18 protein-coding genes are annotated in these 18,570 nt (G+C 63.9%); 10 read left to right on the top strand and 8 right to left on the bottom strand.

Annotated elements, in window-relative coordinates:
- Positions 1-17: 17 nt before the first annotated feature.
- From ACE3QM_RS08090 to ACE3QM_RS08070, 5 genes are all read left to right on the top strand, one after another.
- On the top strand, positions 18-869 hold the full coding sequence (locus ACE3QM_RS08090) for a CheR family methyltransferase (RefSeq protein WP_231460872.1): 852 nt from the start codon (positions 18-20) through the stop codon (positions 867-869).
- 67 nt (positions 870-936) lie between these two features.
- Complete coding sequence (locus ACE3QM_RS08085) at positions 937-2,193, top strand: D-amino acid dehydrogenase (protein ID WP_374421346.1); 1,257 nt, start codon at positions 937-939, stop codon at positions 2,191-2,193.
- A gap of 116 nt (positions 2,194-2,309) precedes the next feature.
- On the top strand, positions 2,310-3,518 hold the full coding sequence (purT, locus tag ACE3QM_RS08080; RefSeq protein ID WP_231460870.1) for a formate-dependent phosphoribosylglycinamide formyltransferase: 1,209 nt from the start codon (positions 2,310-2,312) through the stop codon (positions 3,516-3,518).
- Complete coding sequence (locus tag ACE3QM_RS08075) at positions 3,515-3,907, top strand: group II truncated hemoglobin (protein ID WP_231460869.1); 393 nt, start codon at positions 3,515-3,517, stop codon at positions 3,905-3,907. Before purT ends, ACE3QM_RS08075 begins: the two co-directional genes overlap by 4 nt.
- A 74-nt stretch (positions 3,908-3,981) precedes the next feature.
- Positions 3,982-4,272, top strand: coding sequence for a hypothetical protein (locus tag ACE3QM_RS08070; protein ID WP_374421345.1), 291 nt, complete (start codon positions 3,982-3,984; stop codon positions 4,270-4,272).
- Positions 4,273-4,289: 17 nt separating this feature from the next.
- Here the strand turns inward: ACE3QM_RS08070 and ACE3QM_RS08065 are convergent, their stop codons facing one another.
- Both ACE3QM_RS08065 and ACE3QM_RS08060 read right to left on the bottom strand, forming a co-directional pair.
- On the bottom strand, positions 4,290-4,715 hold the full coding sequence (locus ACE3QM_RS08065; RefSeq protein ID WP_048409307.1) for a PaaI family thioesterase: 426 nt from the start codon (positions 4,713-4,715) through the stop codon (positions 4,290-4,292).
- 83 nt (positions 4,716-4,798) lie between these two features.
- Complete coding sequence (locus ACE3QM_RS08060) at positions 4,799-5,158, bottom strand: dihydroneopterin aldolase (RefSeq protein WP_048409308.1); 360 nt, start codon at positions 5,156-5,158, stop codon at positions 4,799-4,801.
- 73 nt (positions 5,159-5,231) lie between these two features.
- Between ACE3QM_RS08060 and plsY the strand changes: the two genes are divergently transcribed.
- Positions 5,232-5,861 carry a glycerol-3-phosphate 1-O-acyltransferase PlsY gene (gene plsY / locus ACE3QM_RS08055; RefSeq protein ID WP_374421344.1) on the top strand — a complete coding sequence of 210 codons (630 nt, stop codon included), beginning with the start codon at positions 5,232-5,234 and terminating at the stop codon, positions 5,859-5,861.
- A 63-nt stretch (positions 5,862-5,924) separates the two neighbouring features.
- On the opposite strand, the gene ACE3QM_RS08050 is transcribed toward plsY, so the two are convergent.
- Positions 5,925-6,884 carry a histone deacetylase family protein gene (locus ACE3QM_RS08050; RefSeq protein ID WP_231460865.1) on the bottom strand — a complete coding sequence of 320 codons (960 nt, stop codon included), beginning with the start codon at positions 6,882-6,884 and terminating at the stop codon, positions 5,925-5,927.
- 73 nt (positions 6,885-6,957) lie between these two features.
- On the opposite strand from ACE3QM_RS08050, the gene ACE3QM_RS08045 reads away from it, so the two are divergent.
- From ACE3QM_RS08045 to ACE3QM_RS08035, 3 genes are read left to right on the top strand one after another with little or no spacing between them, the layout of a single operon-like run.
- On the top strand, positions 6,958-7,854 hold the full coding sequence (locus tag ACE3QM_RS08045; RefSeq protein ID WP_231460864.1) for a MoxR family ATPase: 897 nt from the start codon (positions 6,958-6,960) through the stop codon (positions 7,852-7,854).
- A complete protein-coding gene (locus ACE3QM_RS08040; protein ID WP_374421343.1) occupies positions 7,838-8,806 on the top strand; it encodes a DUF58 domain-containing protein in 969 nt (322 codons plus the stop codon). Before ACE3QM_RS08045 ends, ACE3QM_RS08040 begins: the two co-directional genes overlap by 17 nt.
- Positions 8,793-10,733 carry a transglutaminaseTgpA domain-containing protein gene (locus ACE3QM_RS08035; protein WP_374421342.1) on the top strand — a complete coding sequence of 647 codons (1,941 nt, stop codon included), beginning with the start codon at positions 8,793-8,795 and terminating at the stop codon, positions 10,731-10,733. The genes ACE3QM_RS08040 and ACE3QM_RS08035 overlap by 14 nt, the downstream gene beginning before the upstream one ends.
- 48 nt (positions 10,734-10,781) lie before the next feature.
- Here the strand turns inward: ACE3QM_RS08035 and rpoS are convergent, their stop codons facing one another.
- The 5 genes from rpoS to nadA all read right to left on the bottom strand — a co-directional run bounded on the left by rpoS (position 10,782) and on the right by nadA (position 15,408).
- The gene (gene rpoS, locus ACE3QM_RS08030; protein WP_048409312.1) at positions 10,782-11,729 is read right to left on the bottom strand and encodes an RNA polymerase sigma factor RpoS; all 948 of its coding nucleotides are present in this window, start codon (positions 11,727-11,729) and stop codon (positions 10,782-10,784) included.
- A 49-nt stretch (positions 11,730-11,778) separates the two neighbouring features.
- A complete protein-coding gene (locus tag ACE3QM_RS08025) occupies positions 11,779-13,050 on the bottom strand; it encodes a peptidoglycan DD-metalloendopeptidase family protein (protein WP_374421341.1) in 1,272 nt (423 codons plus the stop codon).
- The gene (locus ACE3QM_RS08020; protein ID WP_048409314.1) at positions 12,963-13,634 is read right to left on the bottom strand and encodes a protein-L-isoaspartate(D-aspartate) O-methyltransferase; all 672 of its coding nucleotides are present in this window, start codon (positions 13,632-13,634) and stop codon (positions 12,963-12,965) included. The genes ACE3QM_RS08025 and ACE3QM_RS08020 overlap by 88 nt, the downstream gene beginning before the upstream one ends.
- Complete coding sequence (gene surE / locus ACE3QM_RS08015; RefSeq protein ID WP_374421340.1) at positions 13,616-14,362, bottom strand: 5'/3'-nucleotidase SurE; 747 nt, start codon at positions 14,360-14,362, stop codon at positions 13,616-13,618. Before surE ends, ACE3QM_RS08020 begins: the two co-directional genes overlap by 19 nt.
- Positions 14,363-14,490: 128 nt before the next feature.
- Complete coding sequence (gene nadA / locus ACE3QM_RS08010) at positions 14,491-15,408, bottom strand: quinolinate synthase NadA (RefSeq protein WP_231463524.1); 918 nt, start codon at positions 15,406-15,408, stop codon at positions 14,491-14,493.
- Positions 15,409-15,857: 449 nt separating this feature from the next.
- Here nadA and ACE3QM_RS08005 point away from each other — a divergent pair, with 449 nt between their 5' ends.
- Positions 15,858-18,533 carry a GNAT family N-acetyltransferase gene (locus ACE3QM_RS08005; protein ID WP_374421339.1) on the top strand — a complete coding sequence of 892 codons (2,676 nt, stop codon included), beginning with the start codon at positions 15,858-15,860 and terminating at the stop codon, positions 18,531-18,533.
- The last annotated feature ends 37 nt before the right edge of the window (positions 18,534-18,570 follow it).

The following is an 18,570-nucleotide window of genomic DNA, read 5'->3' as shown; positions in this document are numbered from 1 at the left end:
TTTATGGGGACAACAAAATGAATAAGCTGCCACCCGTCGTCTTGCCTAAGATCGAATTCACCCGTGAATTCGCGTTTAGCGATGCCGACTTCGAGCGCATTCGCAAGCTGATCTACAAGGAAGCGGGCATTTCGTTGAACCCGTCGAAGAAAGACATGGTTTACGGTCGCCTGGTGCGCCGCATTCGCGAGTTGAAGCTGCCCGGCTTCGCCGCCTATGTCGATTTCCTGGAGTCCATCAGCGGCAAGCGCGAGTTCGAACAATTCGTCAACGCGCTGACCACCAATCTGACCTTCTTCTTCCGCGAAGAACATCACTTCCCCTTGCTGGCGGAACACTTGAAGAAAAAGGCCGCCGCTTCCGGCGAACTGGCGATCTGGTGCGCGGCCTCCTCCACCGGCGAGGAGCCGTATTCGCTGGCGATCACCGCGCTGGAGGCGGTGCCGGGCGCGCGCATCAGCGTGCTGGCCACGGATCTGGACACTAGCGTGCTGGAAACCGGACGCAAGGGCATTTACGCCGCGGACAAGGTGGCGCGCCTGCCGCCGGGCTACGCCGCCAAGTATTTCGACAAGCAGCCGGACGGCAGTTTTCAGGCCAAGTCCCAACTGCGCAATATGATTACCTTCCAGCGGCTGAACCTGGTGGAGAGCAATTGGTCGGTCAAGCGCCAGTTCGATGCCATCTTCTGCCGCAATGTGATGATTTATTTCGACCGCGACACCCAGTTCGGCGTGCTCAAGCGCTTTGCGCCGTTGTTGAAGCCGGATGGCCTGCTCTTCGTCGGCCATTCCGAGAATTTCTATTTCGCGTCGGATTATTTCCATCTGCGCGGCAAGACGGTTTACGAGCACGCGAAGAAGCCGTAACGGCAGATCGCGGCTGGCACGGCCAATGGGCAAGCGAGTCTTGCCCATTGGCGTTTGTGGAGAATCGATGCGAGTAGTGGTATTGGGCGCCGGCGTCATCGGCGTGTCCACCGCCTGGTTCTTGGCGGAGAAGGGCCACCAAGTGGTGGTGGTGGACCGCGCCAGCGGCGCGGCGAGAGAAACCAGCTTCGCCAACGGCGGCCAGATCTCGGTCAGCCAGTCCGAGCCTTGGGCCAATCCGCGCGCGCCGTGGCGGGTATTGCGCTGGCTGTTGCGCGATGACGCGCCGTTGCTGTTCCGGCCGCGGCTGGACGCGCAGCAATGGCGCTGGGGCCTGGATTTCCTGCGTGAATGCCTGCCGGGACGCAGCGCGCGCAATATGCGCCAGATGGTGGCGCTGGGCCTGCACAGCCGAGATACGCTGCGCATGCTGCGCCGGGAGTTGGGCATCGATTATCAGCAGTTGCAACAGGGCATCCTGACCTTGCTGTTTTCCGAAGCCGAGCTGACCCAGGCCCGCGCCGGCTGCGCGCAGCTGCAAAAGCTGGGCGTGGAGAAAAGCTTGCTGACGCCGGCCCAGGCGCTGGAACGGGAGCCGGCCTTGGCGCGCATCCTGCCGCAGTTGCGCGGCGCTTGCTGGAGCCCGGACGATGAGTCCGGCAATGTTCATCTGTTCACCGTCGCGCTGGCCCAGGCCTGCGCGCTGCGCGGCGTGGAGTTTCGTTTCCAGACCCGGATCAATGCGCTGGAGTGTGTGGACGGCGCGGTGAGCGGGGTGTCCATCACTGGCGCCGACGGCGCTTACGAGCGCATCGACGCCGATGCCTATGTGTTGGCGCTGGGGTCTTATTCTCCTCTGCTGGCGGCGCGGGCCGGCTTGCGCTTGCCGGTATACCCGGCCAAGGGCTATTCCGCCACGTTGCCCATTGTCGACGCCGCCGCAGCACCGCGAGTCAGCATTACCGACGAAGCTCACAAGGTGGTGGTGTCGCGGCTGGGCGATGAGCTGCGCATTGCCGGCACCGCCGAGCTGTCCGGCTATTCCACCCATCTGGAGCCGCGGCGTTGCGACTTGTTGCTGCAGCGCGGCCGCGCCTTGTTCGGCGATGCCTGCGACTGGGAGCGCGTGCGCTTCTGGAGCGGCCTGCGCCCGGCCACGCCGGGCAATGTGCCGCTGATCGGTCCCAGCAGGCTGCGGCGTCTATATCTGAACACTGGTCACGGCACCCTGGGTTGGACCGAGGGCGCCGGTTCCGGGCGCGCGCTGGCGGACATCATCAGCGGCGAAACGCCAGCGCTGGATTTCGCGTTCTGCCGCGCTTGAGCGATAGGTTCAACTGAAGCGAGCCGATGCCCGGCGCATGGTAAAATCGCGCCGATTCGGATTCCCAAAGGCCCGCCGATGGCGGGCCTGGCCATTCATTTCCAAGGAAGATCGTCATGCGCATCGGAACGCCGCAAAGTCGCAGTGCCGTCAGGGTGATGTTGTTGGGCAGTGGAGAGCTGGGCAAGGAGGTGGTGATCGCCTTGCAGCGGCTGGGGGTGGAAACCATAGCGGTGGACCGCTACGCCGGCGCGCCGGCGATGCAGGTCGCTCACGCCAGCCATGTAATCGATATGTCGGACGCCGCGGCCTTGCGCCGGCTGGTGGAGCAGGTGCGCCCGCATCTGATCGTGCCGGAGATCGAGGCCATCGCCACCGACGAATTGCTGCGCATCGAGGCGGACGGCGTGGCCGAGGTGATTCCCACCGCGCGCGCCGCCCATCTGACGATGAACCGCGAAGGCATACGCAGGCTGGCGGCGGAGGAGTTGGGCCTGCCCACCTCGCCCTATGCGTTCGCGTCCAGCCAGCAGGAGTTGCAGGCCGCCATCGACGACGGCATCGGCTATCCCTGCCTGGTGAAGCCGGTGATGTCGTCCAGCGGCAAGGGCCAGTCGCTGCTGCGCGGGCCGGAAGACGTGGCCGAGGCCTGGCGGTACGCGGCCAGCAGCGGCCGGGTGGACATGGGGCGGGTGATCGTCGAGGGCTTTATCGACTTCGATTACGAGATTACGCAGTTGACGGTGCGCGCGTCGGATGGCGTCGGCGGCATCGCCACGCATTTCTGCGCGCCGGTAGGTCATTTGCAGCGCAGCGGCGATTATGTCGAAAGCTGGCAGCCGCAGCCGATGAGCGAACTGGCCTTGCTGCGCGCGCGTGAAGTGGCCAAATCGGTGACCGACGCGCTGGGCGGCCGCGGCCTGTTCGGCGTAGAGCTGTTCATCAAGGGCGATCAGGTCTGGTTCTCCGAAGTCAGCCCGCGGCCGCACGATACCGGCCTGGTGACGCTGGCCACCCAGCGCTGGTCCGAATTCGAGCTGCACGCACGCGCCATCCTGGGCCTGCCGGTGGAGGCTGGCATGCACAGCGCCGGCGCGTCTGCGGTGATTTATGGCGGTCTGGACGAGGCCGGCATCGTTTTCGATGGCGTGGACCAGGCCTTGCAAGTGCCGGGCGCGGATCTGCGTCTGTTCGGCAAGCCGGAAAGTTATCTGAAGCGCCGCATGGGCGTGGCCTTGGCCACGGCGGATACGGTGGAACAGGCCCGCGAGCGGGCCAGAACAGCGGCCGCGCTGGTGCGGCCGCAGACGGGGAAAGAGGCGTGAGCGAGGAAGTGCAGGCAATGACGCCGTACCAGTTATTGGGCGGAGAAGGCGTGGTGCGTTGGTTGACGGATCGTTTCTACGACATCATGGACAGCGATCCGGCGGTGAAGCCGCTGCGCGACATGCATCCGCAGGATCTGGCCGGTTCGCGCCAGAAGCTGTTCATGTTCCTGTCCGGCTGGCTGGGCGGGCCGTCTCTGTATATGGAAGCCTTCGGCCATCCACGCTTGCGCATGCGCCACATGCCGTTCGCGGTGGACGAGGCGGCGCGCGATCAATGGATGTCCTGCATGCGCCGCGCGGTGGATGAGCTGGTGGTGGAGGATTGGCTGAAGCAAAAGCTGATCGAGGCCTTCCATAACACCGCCGACTTCATGCGTAATCAATAAAAAACTTGCGGCCGGCGCGGCATTGTCCATGATGAGTGGAGGTTCACGCATTTCATCGGGCGGAGGCGCGGCGCATGCTGGGCAAGCTGTTGGGGCTGTGGCTGGGATTGAGCTGCTGCGCGGGCGCGGCGGCGGCTTGCCTGCCGCAAGCCTGGATCTGCGCTTCCCCGGCCGACGAACTGGTCAGGCCCAGCCAGCCCGATGGCGACAAGGACATTGTGATCGGCGGGCTGCGCTTCGAGCGCGAGGCGATCAGCAAGCGCCTGTCCTTGTCTCCGGTGCTGGACTTGAGCAAGCAGGCGCATTTGTCCTTGCGGTTGGCGCCCAAGGATATCGGGCTGCGGCTGAAAGTGAATACCGATTGAGCGCGCGCGCCGCGGGCTCAGTGTCCGGACAGCGGCGGAATCGAATAAGTGCCGGTGACATGAGCCACTGGCTCGTCCAGTTCGGCCGACAGCAGCAAGACTTCTCCCACCGCCAGGCGTTTACCCAGCTTCAGGATGCGGCCTTCGGCGATCACGTCCGCCGGCGGCGGCTTGCGCAGGAAATTGATGTTGAGGCTGGTGGTCACCGCCAGCTCCACCTGGCCTATCATGCCCAGCACCACCGCGTACAGCGTGGCGTCGGCCAGCGCCATCAGCGCCGGGCCGGCGATGGTGCCGCCCGGCCGGATCAGGTCCGGGTTGAAATGCATGCGCATGACGGCCTCGCCGTGGCCTATCGATACGGCGCGCATGCCGAACAAGTGCACCAGGGGCAGTTCCTTGTCGATCAGGCGCTGGAATTCAAGCACTGAGATGCTGGGCATGCGGAGTCTCCGTGTTATGACGAAAACATCATCTCCGCATCGGCGGGGCCGCGTCAATGCCTGACACGGCGCTCCGCCGTGTGTCAGCGCGGACGGTGGCCGCGTTCTATCTGCACGCCCACGCGCTTGACGCCGGGCAGTATGCCCAGCTTGGTGACGGAGACGCGGGCCCAGGGGGCGCCGAAATCTTCGCGGATCACCTTGGCGATATATTCGGCCAGCGCTTCCAGCAGCAGGAAATGCTGCTCGGACAGCGCCTTGCGCAGCCGTTCCACCACCACGCCGTAGTGTATGGTGTCGCCGATATTGTCGCTATGACAGGGCGCTTCGCTGGGAATGCCGATTTCCAGGTCGATTTCAATGGTCTGCGGGGCTTTCCGCTCCCATTCGTAGACACCGATAATGGTGTCGGCGCGCACTTCGCGCAGGAATATGATGTCCATCAGTTTGTCTGGGAGTTGGGGTTTGCCGCCCGATACCGTAAAATCCGAAGCCTTCTATTCTAATGGATACACCATGACCACGACAGCCTTTGCCTTTGTTGTTGCGGCCTATCTGATCGGCTCGCTCTCGTTCGCGGTGATTGTCAGCAAGGCCATGGGCATGGCCGACCCGCGCAGTTACGGTTCCGGCAACCCCGGCGCCACCAATGTGCTGCGCAGCGGCAAGAAGCTGGCGGCGGCGCTGACCTTGCTTGGCGACGGCGTCAAGGGTTGGGTGGCGGTGGCGCTGACCGCCTGGTTCGGCCCGCAATACGGCCTGGGCGAGCAGGCGATCGCGATGTCGGCGCTGGCGGTGCTGATCGGCCATATGTGGCCGGTGTTCTTCGGTTTCAAGGGCGGCAAGGGCGTCGCCACCGCGGTGGGCGTGCTGCTGGGCTTCAGCCCGTGGCTGGCGCTGGCGGCCTTGGCCACCTGGTTGTTCGTCGCCTTCGTGCTGAAGATTTCCTCGCTGTCCGCCATCGTCGCCTGCGTGCTGACACCGGTTTACGCCTACTTCATCGTCGGGCCGCAGAGCGTGTATTTCGGCAGCTGCGTCATCATTGCCATCCTGGTGGTGCATCGCCACAAGTCCAATCTGATCAAGCTCTTGACCGGGCAAGAGGACAAGATAGGCGACAAGGGCACGGACAAGAGTTCTTCCTGAGCCTTGCTTAAGCCATGAAAAGGCCGTCTCTTGGACGGCCTTTTGTTTTGGCGGCAGTTCGAATCAGCCGTCGGACAACACCCGCAGATGGGCGGCGACGCTGCGGCCCAGCGCCGACAGATCATAGCCGCCTTCCAGCACCGAAACGACGCGGCCGTCGGCGTAGAGATCGGCGATCTGCATCAGGTGGCGGGTCACCCACTCGTAATCAGCTTCCACCAGGCCCAATGAACCCATATCGTCCTCGCGGTGCGCGTCGAAGCCGGCGGAGATGAACAGGATTTGCGGTTTGAAGTCGTGCAGCAGCGGCAGCCACACCGTTTCCACCGCTTCGCGGAATTCGCGGCCGCCGCTGCCGGCCTTGAGCGGCACATTGTGCATGTTCGGCCCCTGCGGCTCGTCGCCGCAATAGGGGTAGAACGGATGCTGGAAGATGGACACCATCAAGACCCGCGGATCGTCGCGCAGGATTTCCTCGGTGCCGTTGCCGTGGTGGACGTCGAAATCTATCACCGCCACCCGTTCGAACTGATAGTGGGCCAGCGCGTGGGTGACGCCTATCGCCAGATTATTGAAAAAGCAGAAGCCCATCGCCTTGCCGCTCTCGGCGTGATGGCCGGGCGGGCGAACCGCGCAGAAGGCGTTGGGCGCCTTGTCCTCGGCCACCAGTTCCACCGCCTTGACCACGGCGCCGGCGGCGCGGCGGGCCGCTTGCAGCGTGCCGGCGGACATCGCGGTGTCCGGGTCCACGCGAAAAGTGCCTATGCTGGGAGAACAGGCCTCCAGGTATTCGAGATAATGCGGCGGATGCACGCGCGCCAATTGCTGTTCGGTGACTTCCGGTGCTTCTATCTCCTGCAGTCCGTCCAGGATCTGCGAAGCCATCAGTTGATCGCGGATGGCGATCAGACGTTCCGGGCATTCCGGATGGCCGACGCCCATATTGTGCTGCAAGCAGTCCGGGTGGGTGATGTAGGCGGTGAGCCCTGAGCGTTGCAAGCGATTTTTCAGCCAGGTCAACACGTGCGATTCCTTGTTGCGTACAATGGGCGCGGGATATGTGATATCGATAAATAGTGCGCGTAAGCGGGTGCAAATGCAATCTCTCTCCATTGCCTATCGTCAACTGAATCAATTGATCCTGGGCAAGCCGCAGGCTATCCGCCTGGCTCTGGCCTGCCTGATCGCCCGCGGCCATCTGCTGATCGAGGATGTGCCCGGCGTGGGCAAGACCACGCTGGCCCATGGCCTGGCCGGGGTGCTGGGCCTGGAATACCGCCGGGTGCAGTTCACCAGCGACCTGCTGCCGTCCGACATCCTCGGCGTCAACATCTACCAGCGCGACTCCGCCGCTTTCCACTTCCACCAGGGCCCGGTGTTCTCGCAAGTACTGCTGGCCGACGAGATCAATCGCGCATCGCCCAAGGTGCAGTCTGCCTTGCTTGAGGCGATGGAGGAGCGCCAGGTGTCCATAGACGGCGCCACCTACCCCTTGCCCGAGCCTTTCTTCGTCATCGCCACCCAGAACCCGGCGGAGCAGGCCGGTACCTTCCCCTTGCCGGAATCGCAGCAGGACCGTTTCCTGATGCGCGTCTCCCTGGGCTATCCGCCGCGCGAGGCGGAATTGGCCCTGCTGCAGGGTGAAGACCGCCGCCAGTTGCTGGCGCAATTGGTGCCGGCGCTGAAGCCGGGCGAGCTGATCGCCTTGCAGCGCCAGGCCGCGAAACTGACGGTCAGCCCGGCGCTGGCCGCCTATGTGTTGGCCTTGGTGGAAGCCTCGCGCCGCGACAGCCGTTTCGCTGCGGGGTTGAGTCCGCGTGGCGGCCTGGCGCTGGTGGCGGCGGCACGCGCCTGGGCCTTGCTGGAAGGGCGCGACCATGTGTTGCCGGAAGATGTGAAAGCGGTGTTCCCCAGCGTGGCCGGCCATCGCCTGGCCGGCGGCAATGGCGGCGAAGCCGCCAGCGGCCTGCTCGCCCATGTTCCCATTCCTTGATTGGCGCGGCAGGCTGCGACGCTGGATGCTGCGCCGAGTGGCGCCGCAGCCGCATTGCCGTCTGGAACAGAACCGCATTTATCTGCTGCCCACCCGTTTTGGTCTGACCTTGTGCTTGGTGGCGCTGGCGGTTTGGATCGGCGCCTTGAACTACGATGTCAGCCTGGCCTATGCCTTATCGTTCTGGGTGGCCGGCCTGCTGTTGGTCGCGGTATTGATGGCGTACCGGCAACTGGCCGGACTGCAACTGAGGGCGCTGGACGCTGAGCCGGTCTTTGCCGGCGACGTGGCGCGTTTCCGCGTGCTGTTGAGCCATGATGACGCCGGTGCGCGCCTGTTGAACCTGGCTTTGCTGGACGATGCCGAGGCACAGGTATGCAGGCTGCCGGGCGGACGCGAGTTCGAGTTGGAGTTGAGCGTCTGCGGCAGCCGGCGCGGCTATATGGCCTTGCCGGCTTGCCAGGTTTGGAGCGAGGCGCCGTTTGGCTTGGTGCGCGCGAGCGCCTGGGTCCGGCTGACCGCTCAGGTGCTGTTGTTCCCCGCGCCCTTGCAGGACAGCCAGCGCGGTCACAGCCAGGGCGGCGGCGACAAGCCCAGCGGCGGTCCCGGCGTGGAGGAGGATTTTTCTCATTTGGACGCCTATCGCGTCGGCGATTCGCCGCGCCGCATCGCCTGGAAGGTATTGGCGCGCCGTGACGCGCTGGTCAGCAAGCAATTCGCCGGCGAGGGCAGGGCGGGGCTGTTGACGCTGGACTGGCAGGACTATGGCCGTGGCGGCGATGTGGAGCTCAAGTTGTCGCGGCTGGCCTGGCGCGTTGAGCAGTGCGAGCGTTCGCGCCTGGCTTATGTATTGAAGCTGCCGACGCGCAGCATAGGGCCGCAGCCCCAGCAGCGCCTTTTGGCGCTGACGGCCTTGGCGCTGCACCGGGAGCGCGGCGATGACGCGTGTTGAGTTCTCCAGAGTCTGGCCAGTATTGGTCGCGGTGGCGCTGAGCGCCGCGCCGCTGTGGCTGCATCTGCCGCTGTGGCTGGTGGCCTTGGCCAGCGCGCTGCTGCTGGTCAAGGCGCTGCTGGTTTGGCGCGGACGGCCGCCGCCGGCGTCCTGGTGGCTGCTGCCCGCGCTGGCGTTGGCGGGCTGGTTGTGCTGGCGCAGCCTGGGCACGCTGGTGGGGCGGGAGGGGGGTGTCAGCATTCTGCTGTTGCTGCTGGGCTTCAAGGCGCTGGAGTGTGAGCGGCTGCGGGATTGGCGGGTGTTGATCGCGCTGGGTGTGTTCCTGGCTGCGATGCCGCTATTGTTCGATCAGTCGCCGGCGGCGGCGGTCTGGCTGGCCTTGAGCCTGCTGGCGCTGACCGGCGCGATGGCGGCGCTGGAAGGCGCGCCGTGGCGCGGTAGCCTGCGCTCGGCCGCGTCGGCGCTGGGTTTGGCCTTGCCCTTGATGCTGGTCTTGTTCGTGATCATGCCGCGGCTATCCGGCCCCTTGTGGAGCATGCCCAGCGCGCCGGGGCGGCAGGCGGTCAGCGGCCTGGGCGATAGCCTGGAACCCGGCAGCGTCAGCCGCTTGATCCTGAGTCAGGAGCCGGCATTCGCCGCGGTGTTCGAACAGGCGCCACCGCCGCGGGCGGAGATGTACTGGCGAGTAATGCTGCTGGACCGTTTCGACGGCAGCAGTTGGCGCGCCAGCGGCGAGCCTCCGGCGCGGGGCGGCGAGCGTTTGAGCGGCGGCGCCGTCGTCGCGTATGCGATTACGTTGGAGCCGGACAAGGGGCGTTTGCCGGCGCTGGATGTGCCGCAGCCGGACGATGAGGATGCGCGGCAGCGCTATGGCTTGCTATTGCGTGGTGATAGCAAGGAGAACAAGACCTTGCGCTTTCAGGGCGCCAGCCGTGTCGGCGGGGTTTATGCGTCGGCGCTGCCCGCCGGGGAACAGGCGTTCTACCAGCGCTTGCCGCCGGGCAATCCGCGCGCGCGCGCCTGGGCGCGCGAGCTGGCGGCCGGCGGATCGCGCGCATTCGTGCGTCAGGCGCTGCAAGCGTTCCGCAGCCAAGGCTTCCGTTATACCTTGAGTCCGCCCTTGCTGGATCAGCAAGACGGCATCGATCAATTCCTGTTTGCCAGCCGCCAGGGATTTTGCGAGCACTATGCTTCGGCGTTGGCCTTCATGGCGCGCGCAGCGGGCCTGCCGGCGCGCATCGTCGTCGGCTATCAGGGTGGGGAATACAATCCGGTGGGGCGTTTCTGGCAGGTCAAATCGTCGGATGCGCACGCCTGGGTCGAAATCTGGCTGGCGGACAGCGGGCAATGGCTGCGCGTCGACCCCACCAGCGCGGTGGCGCCGCTGCGGCTGGCGGATGGCGCCGAGCAAAGCGTGCCAGCCTTGCGCGAGCAGGGGCTGGCCGGCCTGTCGCCGGCATGGCTGCGCAATTTGCGCCAGAACTGGCAGGCGGCCGGTTTTGCCTGGCAGCAATGGGTGGTAGGCTACGATGCGGCGCGTCAGCAAAACCTGTTCCAGCGTCTGGGGCTGGGGGAGAGCGTCAGCGTGGGCAGCGTGTTACGGGCCTTGCTGTATGGACTGGCGCTGGCCTGCTTGCCGCTGCTCTGGTGGTGGCGCCGCCGAGGTTTGAACGAAGAGCCTATGGCGCAGGGCTGGCGGCTGCTGCTGGCGCAGCTGCAGCGTCGGCGGGTCGCGGTAGGGCCTTGCGACGGGCCGTTGGAGCTGCTGCGCAGCGCCAAGCCCCGGCTGGCGGAGGCGGAGTACCGGCAGTTGAAGGCCTTGGTGCAGGAATACGTTGCCTTGCGCTATCGCGCGCGGGACAGCGCGGAAGCCCGGCAGCGGGAATGGTTGCGTCGCAGCCGCCGTTTTCGGCTGGCGCGCAAATAACGAAGCCCCCGGTGTGCCGGGGGCTGTAGGGACTGACGCCGCCGCTCGCTACAACAGGAAGTCCTTGGAGATTCCCTTGCGGCGCAGGATGCGGCGTAGTTGCTCCAGTCCTTCGATCTGGATCTGGCGCACCCGCTCGCGGGTCAGGCTCAGCGCGGCGGCTAGTTCTTCCAGCGTGCAGATTTCATAGCCGTTCAGACCGTAGCGGCGCTCGATCACCAGCTTCTGTTTTTCGTTCAACTGGCCCAGCCAGTCGTGGACGAAGTGTTCGAGCTGGCTGTTGTGCAGCTGGATTTCCGGCTCGTCGTGCTGCTCGTCGGGGATGGATTCGCCAATCGACAGCATGGGGTCGATGTCCAGCGGCGCGTCCAGCGAGGCCATGCGCTCGTTCAGGTTCATCACCTTGCGCACATCGTCCACCGGCTTGCCGACCAGGTGGGCGATTTCGTCCAGCGTCGGCTCGCGGCCGATCTGGCTTTCCAGATGGCGCGACGCGCGCAGATAGACGTTGAGCTCCTTGATCACGTGCACCGGCAGGCGGATGGTGCGCGACTGGTTCATGATCGCGCGTTCTATGCTCTGGCGTATCCACCAGGTGGCATAGGTGGAGAAGCGGAAACCGCGCTCGGGGTCGAACTTTTCCAACGCGTGCATCAGACCGATATTGCCTTCCTCGATCAGATCCAGCAGCGCCAGTCCGCGGTTGATATAGTGCTTGGCGATGTTCACCACCAGCCGCAGATTGTGTTCGATCATCTTCTGCCGCGCTTCGAACTCGCCGGCCACCACGCGGCGGGCCAGCGCCAGTTCTTCCTGCGGCGTCAGCAGGGCATTGTTGCCGATATCGTTGAGGTAGATTTGGGTGACGTCGGCAACTTCTTCGTATACCGGCTGCGCTTCGCCGACTTCCTCTGCCTCCACTTCGGCAACGGCTTCCTCATTGCTGTCCTCGTCGAGAATTTCTTGCTCTTCGAGAATGTCGAGTTCGCTACTCATGTTCTACCCCCGTCTCTTTCTGATCCTGGACGGGGGCCCCGGCCGCCCGTCAGGACTTATGGTCAAGGTACTGCATCGGGTCCACCGGCTTGCCGAAGCGGCGGATCTCAAAGTGCAGTTTCACTTGGTCGGCGTCGGAATTGCCCATTTCGGCAATCTTCTGCCCTCGCTTGACAGACTGGCCCTCCTTTACGAGCAACTGACTGTTGTGGGCGTAGGCGGACAGGAAGGATTTGTTGTGCTTGATGATGATCAGCTTGCCATAGCCACGCAGGCCGGTGCCGCTGTACACCACTTTGCCATCCCCCGCCGCCAGCACCGGCTGACCGTTGCGGCCGCTGATGTCTATGCCCTTGCTGCTGTCGGAATAGCCCTTGATCATCTTGCCTTCGGTCGGCCACAGCCACGGCACCGCGTCCTCGTCGGCCTTCGCCGCGGGCTTGCTGGCCTCCGGCTTGGCGCTGGGCGTTGTTGCCGCCGGCGCTTCGGCCTTGGCCGGAGCGCTTGCCGCCGCCGTACTGGCGGAGTTGATCGGGGCTTGAGCGTTCTTGTTATTGCCCGGTCCGCCCTCGCTCTGAGCGGACAGGGTTTTTGCTGCTTCTGCGCTATACGGCAGTTTCAAGGCCTTGGGGTAGGTCTTGATCCCGCCTTGACGGTTGGTGGCGCTCTCTACCGGCGCGCTGGGCTGAGCCGGGGTTGTGGCCGGCTGGCTGGCGCCGGCGGCCGGCGCTGCCACGGCGGTATCGCTGCCGGGAGGCGTCAAACGCAATACCTGTCCTACTTTGATATTGTTGTCCGGCAGCTTGTTCCACTCGGCAACATCCTTGTATTTCAAGCCGTTATTCAAGGAGATGCGGAACAGGTTCTCCCCCGGCTGGACCACATGGGTCTTTTCTTTTGCTGTCACGCCTGCCGCCGTGGCGGAGCCTATCGGCGCGGCGGACACTCCTCCGTTATCCTGGTACGGCGTTGCTACCGCGGCACCGCCGCCCGTTGCCGCAGGTGTGGAAACCGGCGCGGGGGGCGGCGCGCTATGCGTGGCGGCCGACGCACCGCTTTCCACTGGGGCCGCTTGTTGGGCGATGCTGGTGCATCCGCTCAGGGCGATGCCGATCGAAGCCGTGAATATATATGCATAGCTGCAATGCATTTTTAGCATACTTTTGTTTTTTATAGTCTGTTTAAGTGATTTGATAAATTGTCGGACAAAGAAACTGTTGTGTTTTTGCAGTTTTAACTGCGCCCGGCAAGCAAGGGTACGAATTTCACCGGGTCCAGCCGGCTTTTCTGCAGGCCTTGCGCGGTTTTCTCTATCAGCCACAAGTACTGTTCCTCTTCGCCTATCGGCATGATCATGCGGCCGCCGTCGCTGAGCTGTTCAACCAGGGCCTGGGGGATATTGCGCGCGGCGGCAGTCATGATGATACCGTCGAAAGGGGCGGCTTCGGCCAGGCCGAAATGACCGTCGCCATGCACCAGGCGGGCATGCACTTGCTTGGCGGCGCGCAAATTGCGTCTGGCTTTGTCAAGAATGACACCCAAGCGTTCAATCGAATAGACCTCGGCGCCGGTTTTCAGCAGCACCGCGGTTTGATAACCGCAGCCAGTGCCGATTTCCAGCACCTTGCCCGGCGCTTTGCCATTTAGCAGAATTTCCGTCATCCGCGCCACGGTGAAGGGCTGGGAGATGGTTTGTCCATGGCCTATCGGCAGCGAGACGTCGTCATAGGCCCGCGTGGCCAGCGCTTGGTCGACAAACAGGTGACGCGGCACTTCCGACATCGCGCTCAGCACGCGTTCGTCGGCCACGCCGTTTTGGCGCAGCCGTTCGACCATGCGGCGGCGGGTGCGGTCGGAAAGCATGCCGTAGGCCGGTTGGCCCGGCGTCAGCTGTGGTGTAGCCATGTCTTGATTCCGTCCAGTTGGCCATAGGCGGTTAGATCCAGCATCAGCGGCGTCACCGAAATATCGTTGTTGGCCAGCGCGCCGAAGTCCGTGCCCGCGCCGGCATCCTGTACATTGCCGACCGGTCCCACCCAGTATATCGTCTCGCCGCGTGGATTCTGAGATTTGATCACCGGCTGCGCGCAGTGGCGGCGGCCAAGGCGGGTCACCGTCAGTTGGCCCAGCGCTTCCGGCGCGATGTCGGGCACGTTGACGTTGAGCAGCACCGGCTCGCGAAACGGCGTCCGTTTGCAGCGTTCCACCAATTGATCCACCACCACGGCGGCGCTGGCGAAGTGCTGACCGCTATAGCCGGCCAGCGAAACCGCGACCGAGGGGATGCCCAGCATGAAACCTTCGGTCGCGGCGGCCACGGTGCCGGAGTAGAGCGTGTCGTCGCCGAGGTTGGGGCCTTGGTTGATGCCGCTGAACACCATGTCCGGCTTGAAGTCGAGCAGGCCGGTGACGGCGAGGTGCACGCAGTCGGTGGGCGTGCCGTTGACGTAATGGAAGCCGCTGGCGGCGGTGCGCACGGTCAGCGGACGATCCAGCGTCAAGGAGTTGCTGGCTCCGCTGCGGTCCCGTTCCGGCGCGACGACGACGACATCGCCGTGCCGGGACAGGGTCTGCGCCAACATGGCCAGTCCGGGGGCGAAATATCCGTCGTCATTGCTGATGAGAAACTTCATGCTGTCTTTCTTGTATAGGGGGCCGGCATACAGGGTGGGCTGATTGTAGCGCCGCATCGATGACGCGGAAAAGTCCGGCGTCGGCGGCTGACAAACAAAACCCGCCGGTGGGCGGGTTTGGCGGTGGCTCAGGCGTAGTAACGCTGGCTGAATTCCAGCATGCGCTCGATCGGCAGCCGCGCCGCGTCCATCTGCTGCGGGCTCAGATAATCTATGCGCAGGCCCTCGCCTTGCTGGGCGCGCTTGACTGCCGCCACGCTGTTCATCTTCATATAAGGACAGGAGTTGCATTGGCAGCCGGCGTAGATCGGTGCCTGGCGCAAGTCCAGGTCCGGGCGCGCCAGGCCCATATTGTAAAGAATGCCGTCCTCGGTGGCGACGAAGATCACCGCGTCGGGGCTGCCGTCAAACTGTTTGACCCAGTTGAGCATGCCGGAGGTGGAGCCGACGTAGTCGGCTTTCTTCAGCACCGGCAGCGGGCTTTCCGGGTGGGCGATCAGGTATTTCTCGGCGCCGGCGGCGGCAAAGGCTTCGTCCAGCGCCGCTTCATTGAATTTGTCGTGCACTTCGCACACGGCCGACCACAGCGGCATGTCGTAGCCGTATTGGTAGTTGAGGTAGCCGCCCATATTGCGGTCCGGCGAGAAGATCACTTTTTTGCCTTCGGCGTACAGGTGGGCAATGATGTCGTCGACGTTGCGGCTGGTGACGATCCAGTCGGACAGCGCTTTATGCTCGGCGCTGGAGTTGATATAGGAAACGTGTACGTGATCGGGGTGTTGTTTGCGCCATTTGGCCAGCGCGGCCACGTCGGTCTGGGTCACCAGCGAACAGGTGGAGCCGGCGTCGGGCAGGATCACTTCCGCCTGGGGGTTGAGTATCTTCGCGGTTTCGGCCATGAAGCGAACGCCGGCGAACACGATGATGTCGGCATTGGCTTCCTTGGCGTACAAAGAAAGCTCCAGGCTGTCGCCAACCTTGTCGGCCATCTGCTGGATTTCGGGTTGGGTATAGTAATGGGCAAGCGTGACGACGCGTTTCGTCATGATGGATCGACTCCCGCCGCCATTCCCTTCCTTCTTTTCCGAGAGGAGCGCATGGCGACTTTGTGCGGTGCAGTAAAGAGCTTTTGCTAAACAATAAAGGTTAACAATATTGTAGTGTCCGCGCCAGTCCATTTGCGCAGGCATCGCCTGACGGCGCGAAGAACGTGTTTACGATCTCGCGAGCTAAGGCGAGACAAGGCGAAAACGAGTGAAAAAGCGGAATGTACAGGTGGTACATGAGCATTTTGAGCTTGGTTTCAACGCCGTATCGCCGACGCGCAGCAGATCGTAAACAGGTTCTAAGGGATAAACTCGGGCTTGCCTGAGGTCAAGATGGGCTTGAGATCCCGCCGGCATGATGGGGCTTTGGCCGGGACAGGGAGGACGGGCCTTGCGCGCGCAGCGCCGGCCTTGAGCCGGTTATCACTATTTCCAAGGATGAGCATCTAATGAGGCCGCATTACCTGACTCCGTTGTTTTCGCCGCGCAGCGTTGCCGTGGTCGGCGCCAGCGACACGCCGGGCTCAATAGGGCAGGCGGTGTTCGCCAATCTGCTGGCGGGCAACTTCCAGGGCAAGCTGTTCCCGGTCAACCTCAATCACAAGGTGGTGGCCGGGATTCCCGCCGTGGCCTCGGTGCGCCAGATCAATGAGCCGGTGGATATCGCGGTGGTGGTGACGGCGACCCGGACTCTGCCGGCCATCATGAAGGATTGCGGCAAGAAGGGCATCAAGGCGGTGCTGCTGGCCAAGGAGTTCGCCGACAGCGAGCAGCTGGAGCGCGAGATCATCAACGAGACGCTGTCGATCAGCCGCCATTTCGGCATCCGCATCCTGGGGCCCAATGTGCTGGGCCTGATGCGGCCGGTGGCGGGCTTCAACGCCAGCAATTACACCAGCAAGGTCAGGCCGGGTAATCTGGCGCTGGTGTCGCAGTCATCCGCCTTGTGCACGGCGATGCTGGATTGGGCGGACAGCAAGGGCATAGGCTTTTCCAGCGTGATTTCGGTGGGCAATGCGCTGGATGTCGGTTTCGGCGAAATTCTGGATTACCTGGTGGCGGACAATTTCACCCAGGGCATCTTGTTGCATGTCCACCACATTCACGACGCGCGCCGCTTTATGTCGGCCTTGCGCGCGGCGGCGCGCACCAAGCCGGTGGTGGTGATCAAGTCCGGCCGCTACGAAGACGCGGTCACCGGGGTCACGCATTCCAGCAATCTGGTGGAAAGCGGCGATGTGTTCGACGCCGCGCTGGCGCGCGCCGGCGTGCTGCGCGTGGACACCATCGCCCAATTGTTCACCGCGGCCAAGGTGCTGGCCGCCAATTACCGGGTGGGCGGCAGGCGCTTGGCCATCGTCACCAACGGCATCGGCCCCGGCGTGCTGGCCGCCGACAGCGCCTATTCCAATAGGGTCGAGCTGGCCAAGCTGTCCGATGACACGCTGGAGCTGCTCAATGGGGTGCTGCCGCGCAATTGGTCGCGCGGCAATCCGCTGGACATCATCGGCGACGCCAGTCCGGCGCGCTTCCGCACCGCGGTGAAAGCCTGTCTGGACGATCCCAATGTGGATGGCGTGATGGTGATCTTCACGCCGCAGGCCGGTACCGACCATCTGACCACGGCGCAATTGATGATCGGCTTGCAGCGCGAGAGCAGCAAGCCGCTGTTCTTGTCCTGGCTGGGCGATGCCAAGGTGTCGGAGAGCCGCGAGCTGTTCTCCAAGGCCAAGTGTGCGCATTTCCGCGCGCCGGAATACGGCATTGAGGTGTTCCGCAATCTGGCGGCCTATCAACGCAACCAGCAATTGCTGCTGCAGACGCCGGGGCCGCTGGAGGGCAAGCGCGCCGATCCCGACGTGGCCAAGGCACGCAAGGTCATCGCCGCGGCGGCGAAGGACGGCCGCGAGATTCTGTCCGAGCGCGAATCCAAGGAGGTGTTGGCGGCCTTCCACATCCCGGTCAATCCGACCAAGCTGGCGCGCACCGCGCACGAGGCGGTGAAGCTGGCCGACAAGATCGGCTATCCGGTGGTGCTGAAAATAGATTCGCCGGACATCATTTATAAGTCCGACGTTGGCGGAGTGGAACTGAACATCAGCAATGAGGCGACATTGCGCGAGGCCTTCGACGGCATCATCCGCCGCACTCGGCAGGCGCGGCCGGAGGCGCGCATCGACGGGGTGTCGGTGCAGCCGATGCGCAAGCGCCGCTTCGCGCGCGAAGTGATGGTGGGCGTCACCCACGACGAGGCCTTCGGCCCGGTGATCACTTTCGGCGCCGGCGGCATCGCGGTGGAAGTGATGCACGACCGCGCGCTGTCCCTGCCGCCGCTCAACGACTATCTGGTGGCCAGCATGATCCGCCATACCCGCATCGGCCAATTGCTGGGCGCGTTCAAGAACCTGCCGGCGGTGGATCAGGACGAGCTGGCGGATGTGCTGCTGCATGTGTCGGAGATGGTGTGCGAGCTGCCGGAGCTGCGCGAAATGGACATCAATCCGCTGATCGCCGACGAGCAGGGTGTGATTGCGCTGGACGCCCGTATCATCGTGTGTCCGCCGCGGCCGGACTTGAAGCGCTACGGCCATATGGCGATCATGCCTTACCCCAGTCACATGGTGGTGTGCGCCAAATTGAACGACGGCACCAATGTGATGGTGCGTCCGGTGCGTCCGGAAGATGCGGATATGCAACAGGAGTTCGTGCGCAATCTGTCTGAAGAAAGCCGCTACAACCGCTACTTGTCCAGCATCAAGCAATTGTCGCAAAGCATGTTGGTGCGCTTCACTCAGCTGGACTACGACCGCGAGATGGCGCTGGCGATGACGCGCGAGCACAAGGACGGCGAGGAGATGCTGGCGGTGGCGCGCTTCATCACCGATCCGGACAACGAGGGCTGCGAGTTCGCGCTGGAGGTGGCGGACCGCTGGCAGGGCAAGGGCATAGGCTATCTATTGATGAGCGCCTTGTTCGACGCGGCGCGGGAGCAGGGCTTGAAAGTGATGCGTGGCGAGGTGCTGGCCGGCAATAAAGGCATGCTGAAGCTGATGCATAAACTGGGATTTTCAGTGGAGCCGCACCCGGAAGACCGGGCTCTGACCATGGTGTCCAAGAGCCTGTAACTGCGGGCTTGACAGCCGTCTTGCATTAAGCGCTTGC

It is taken from the genome of Chromobacterium sp., from assembly GCF_041912965.1.
Taxonomy (GTDB): Bacteria; Pseudomonadota; Gammaproteobacteria; order Burkholderiales; family Chromobacteriaceae; genus Chromobacterium; species Chromobacterium aquaticum.
This window is presented reverse-complemented; position numbering and strand designations above follow the sequence as displayed.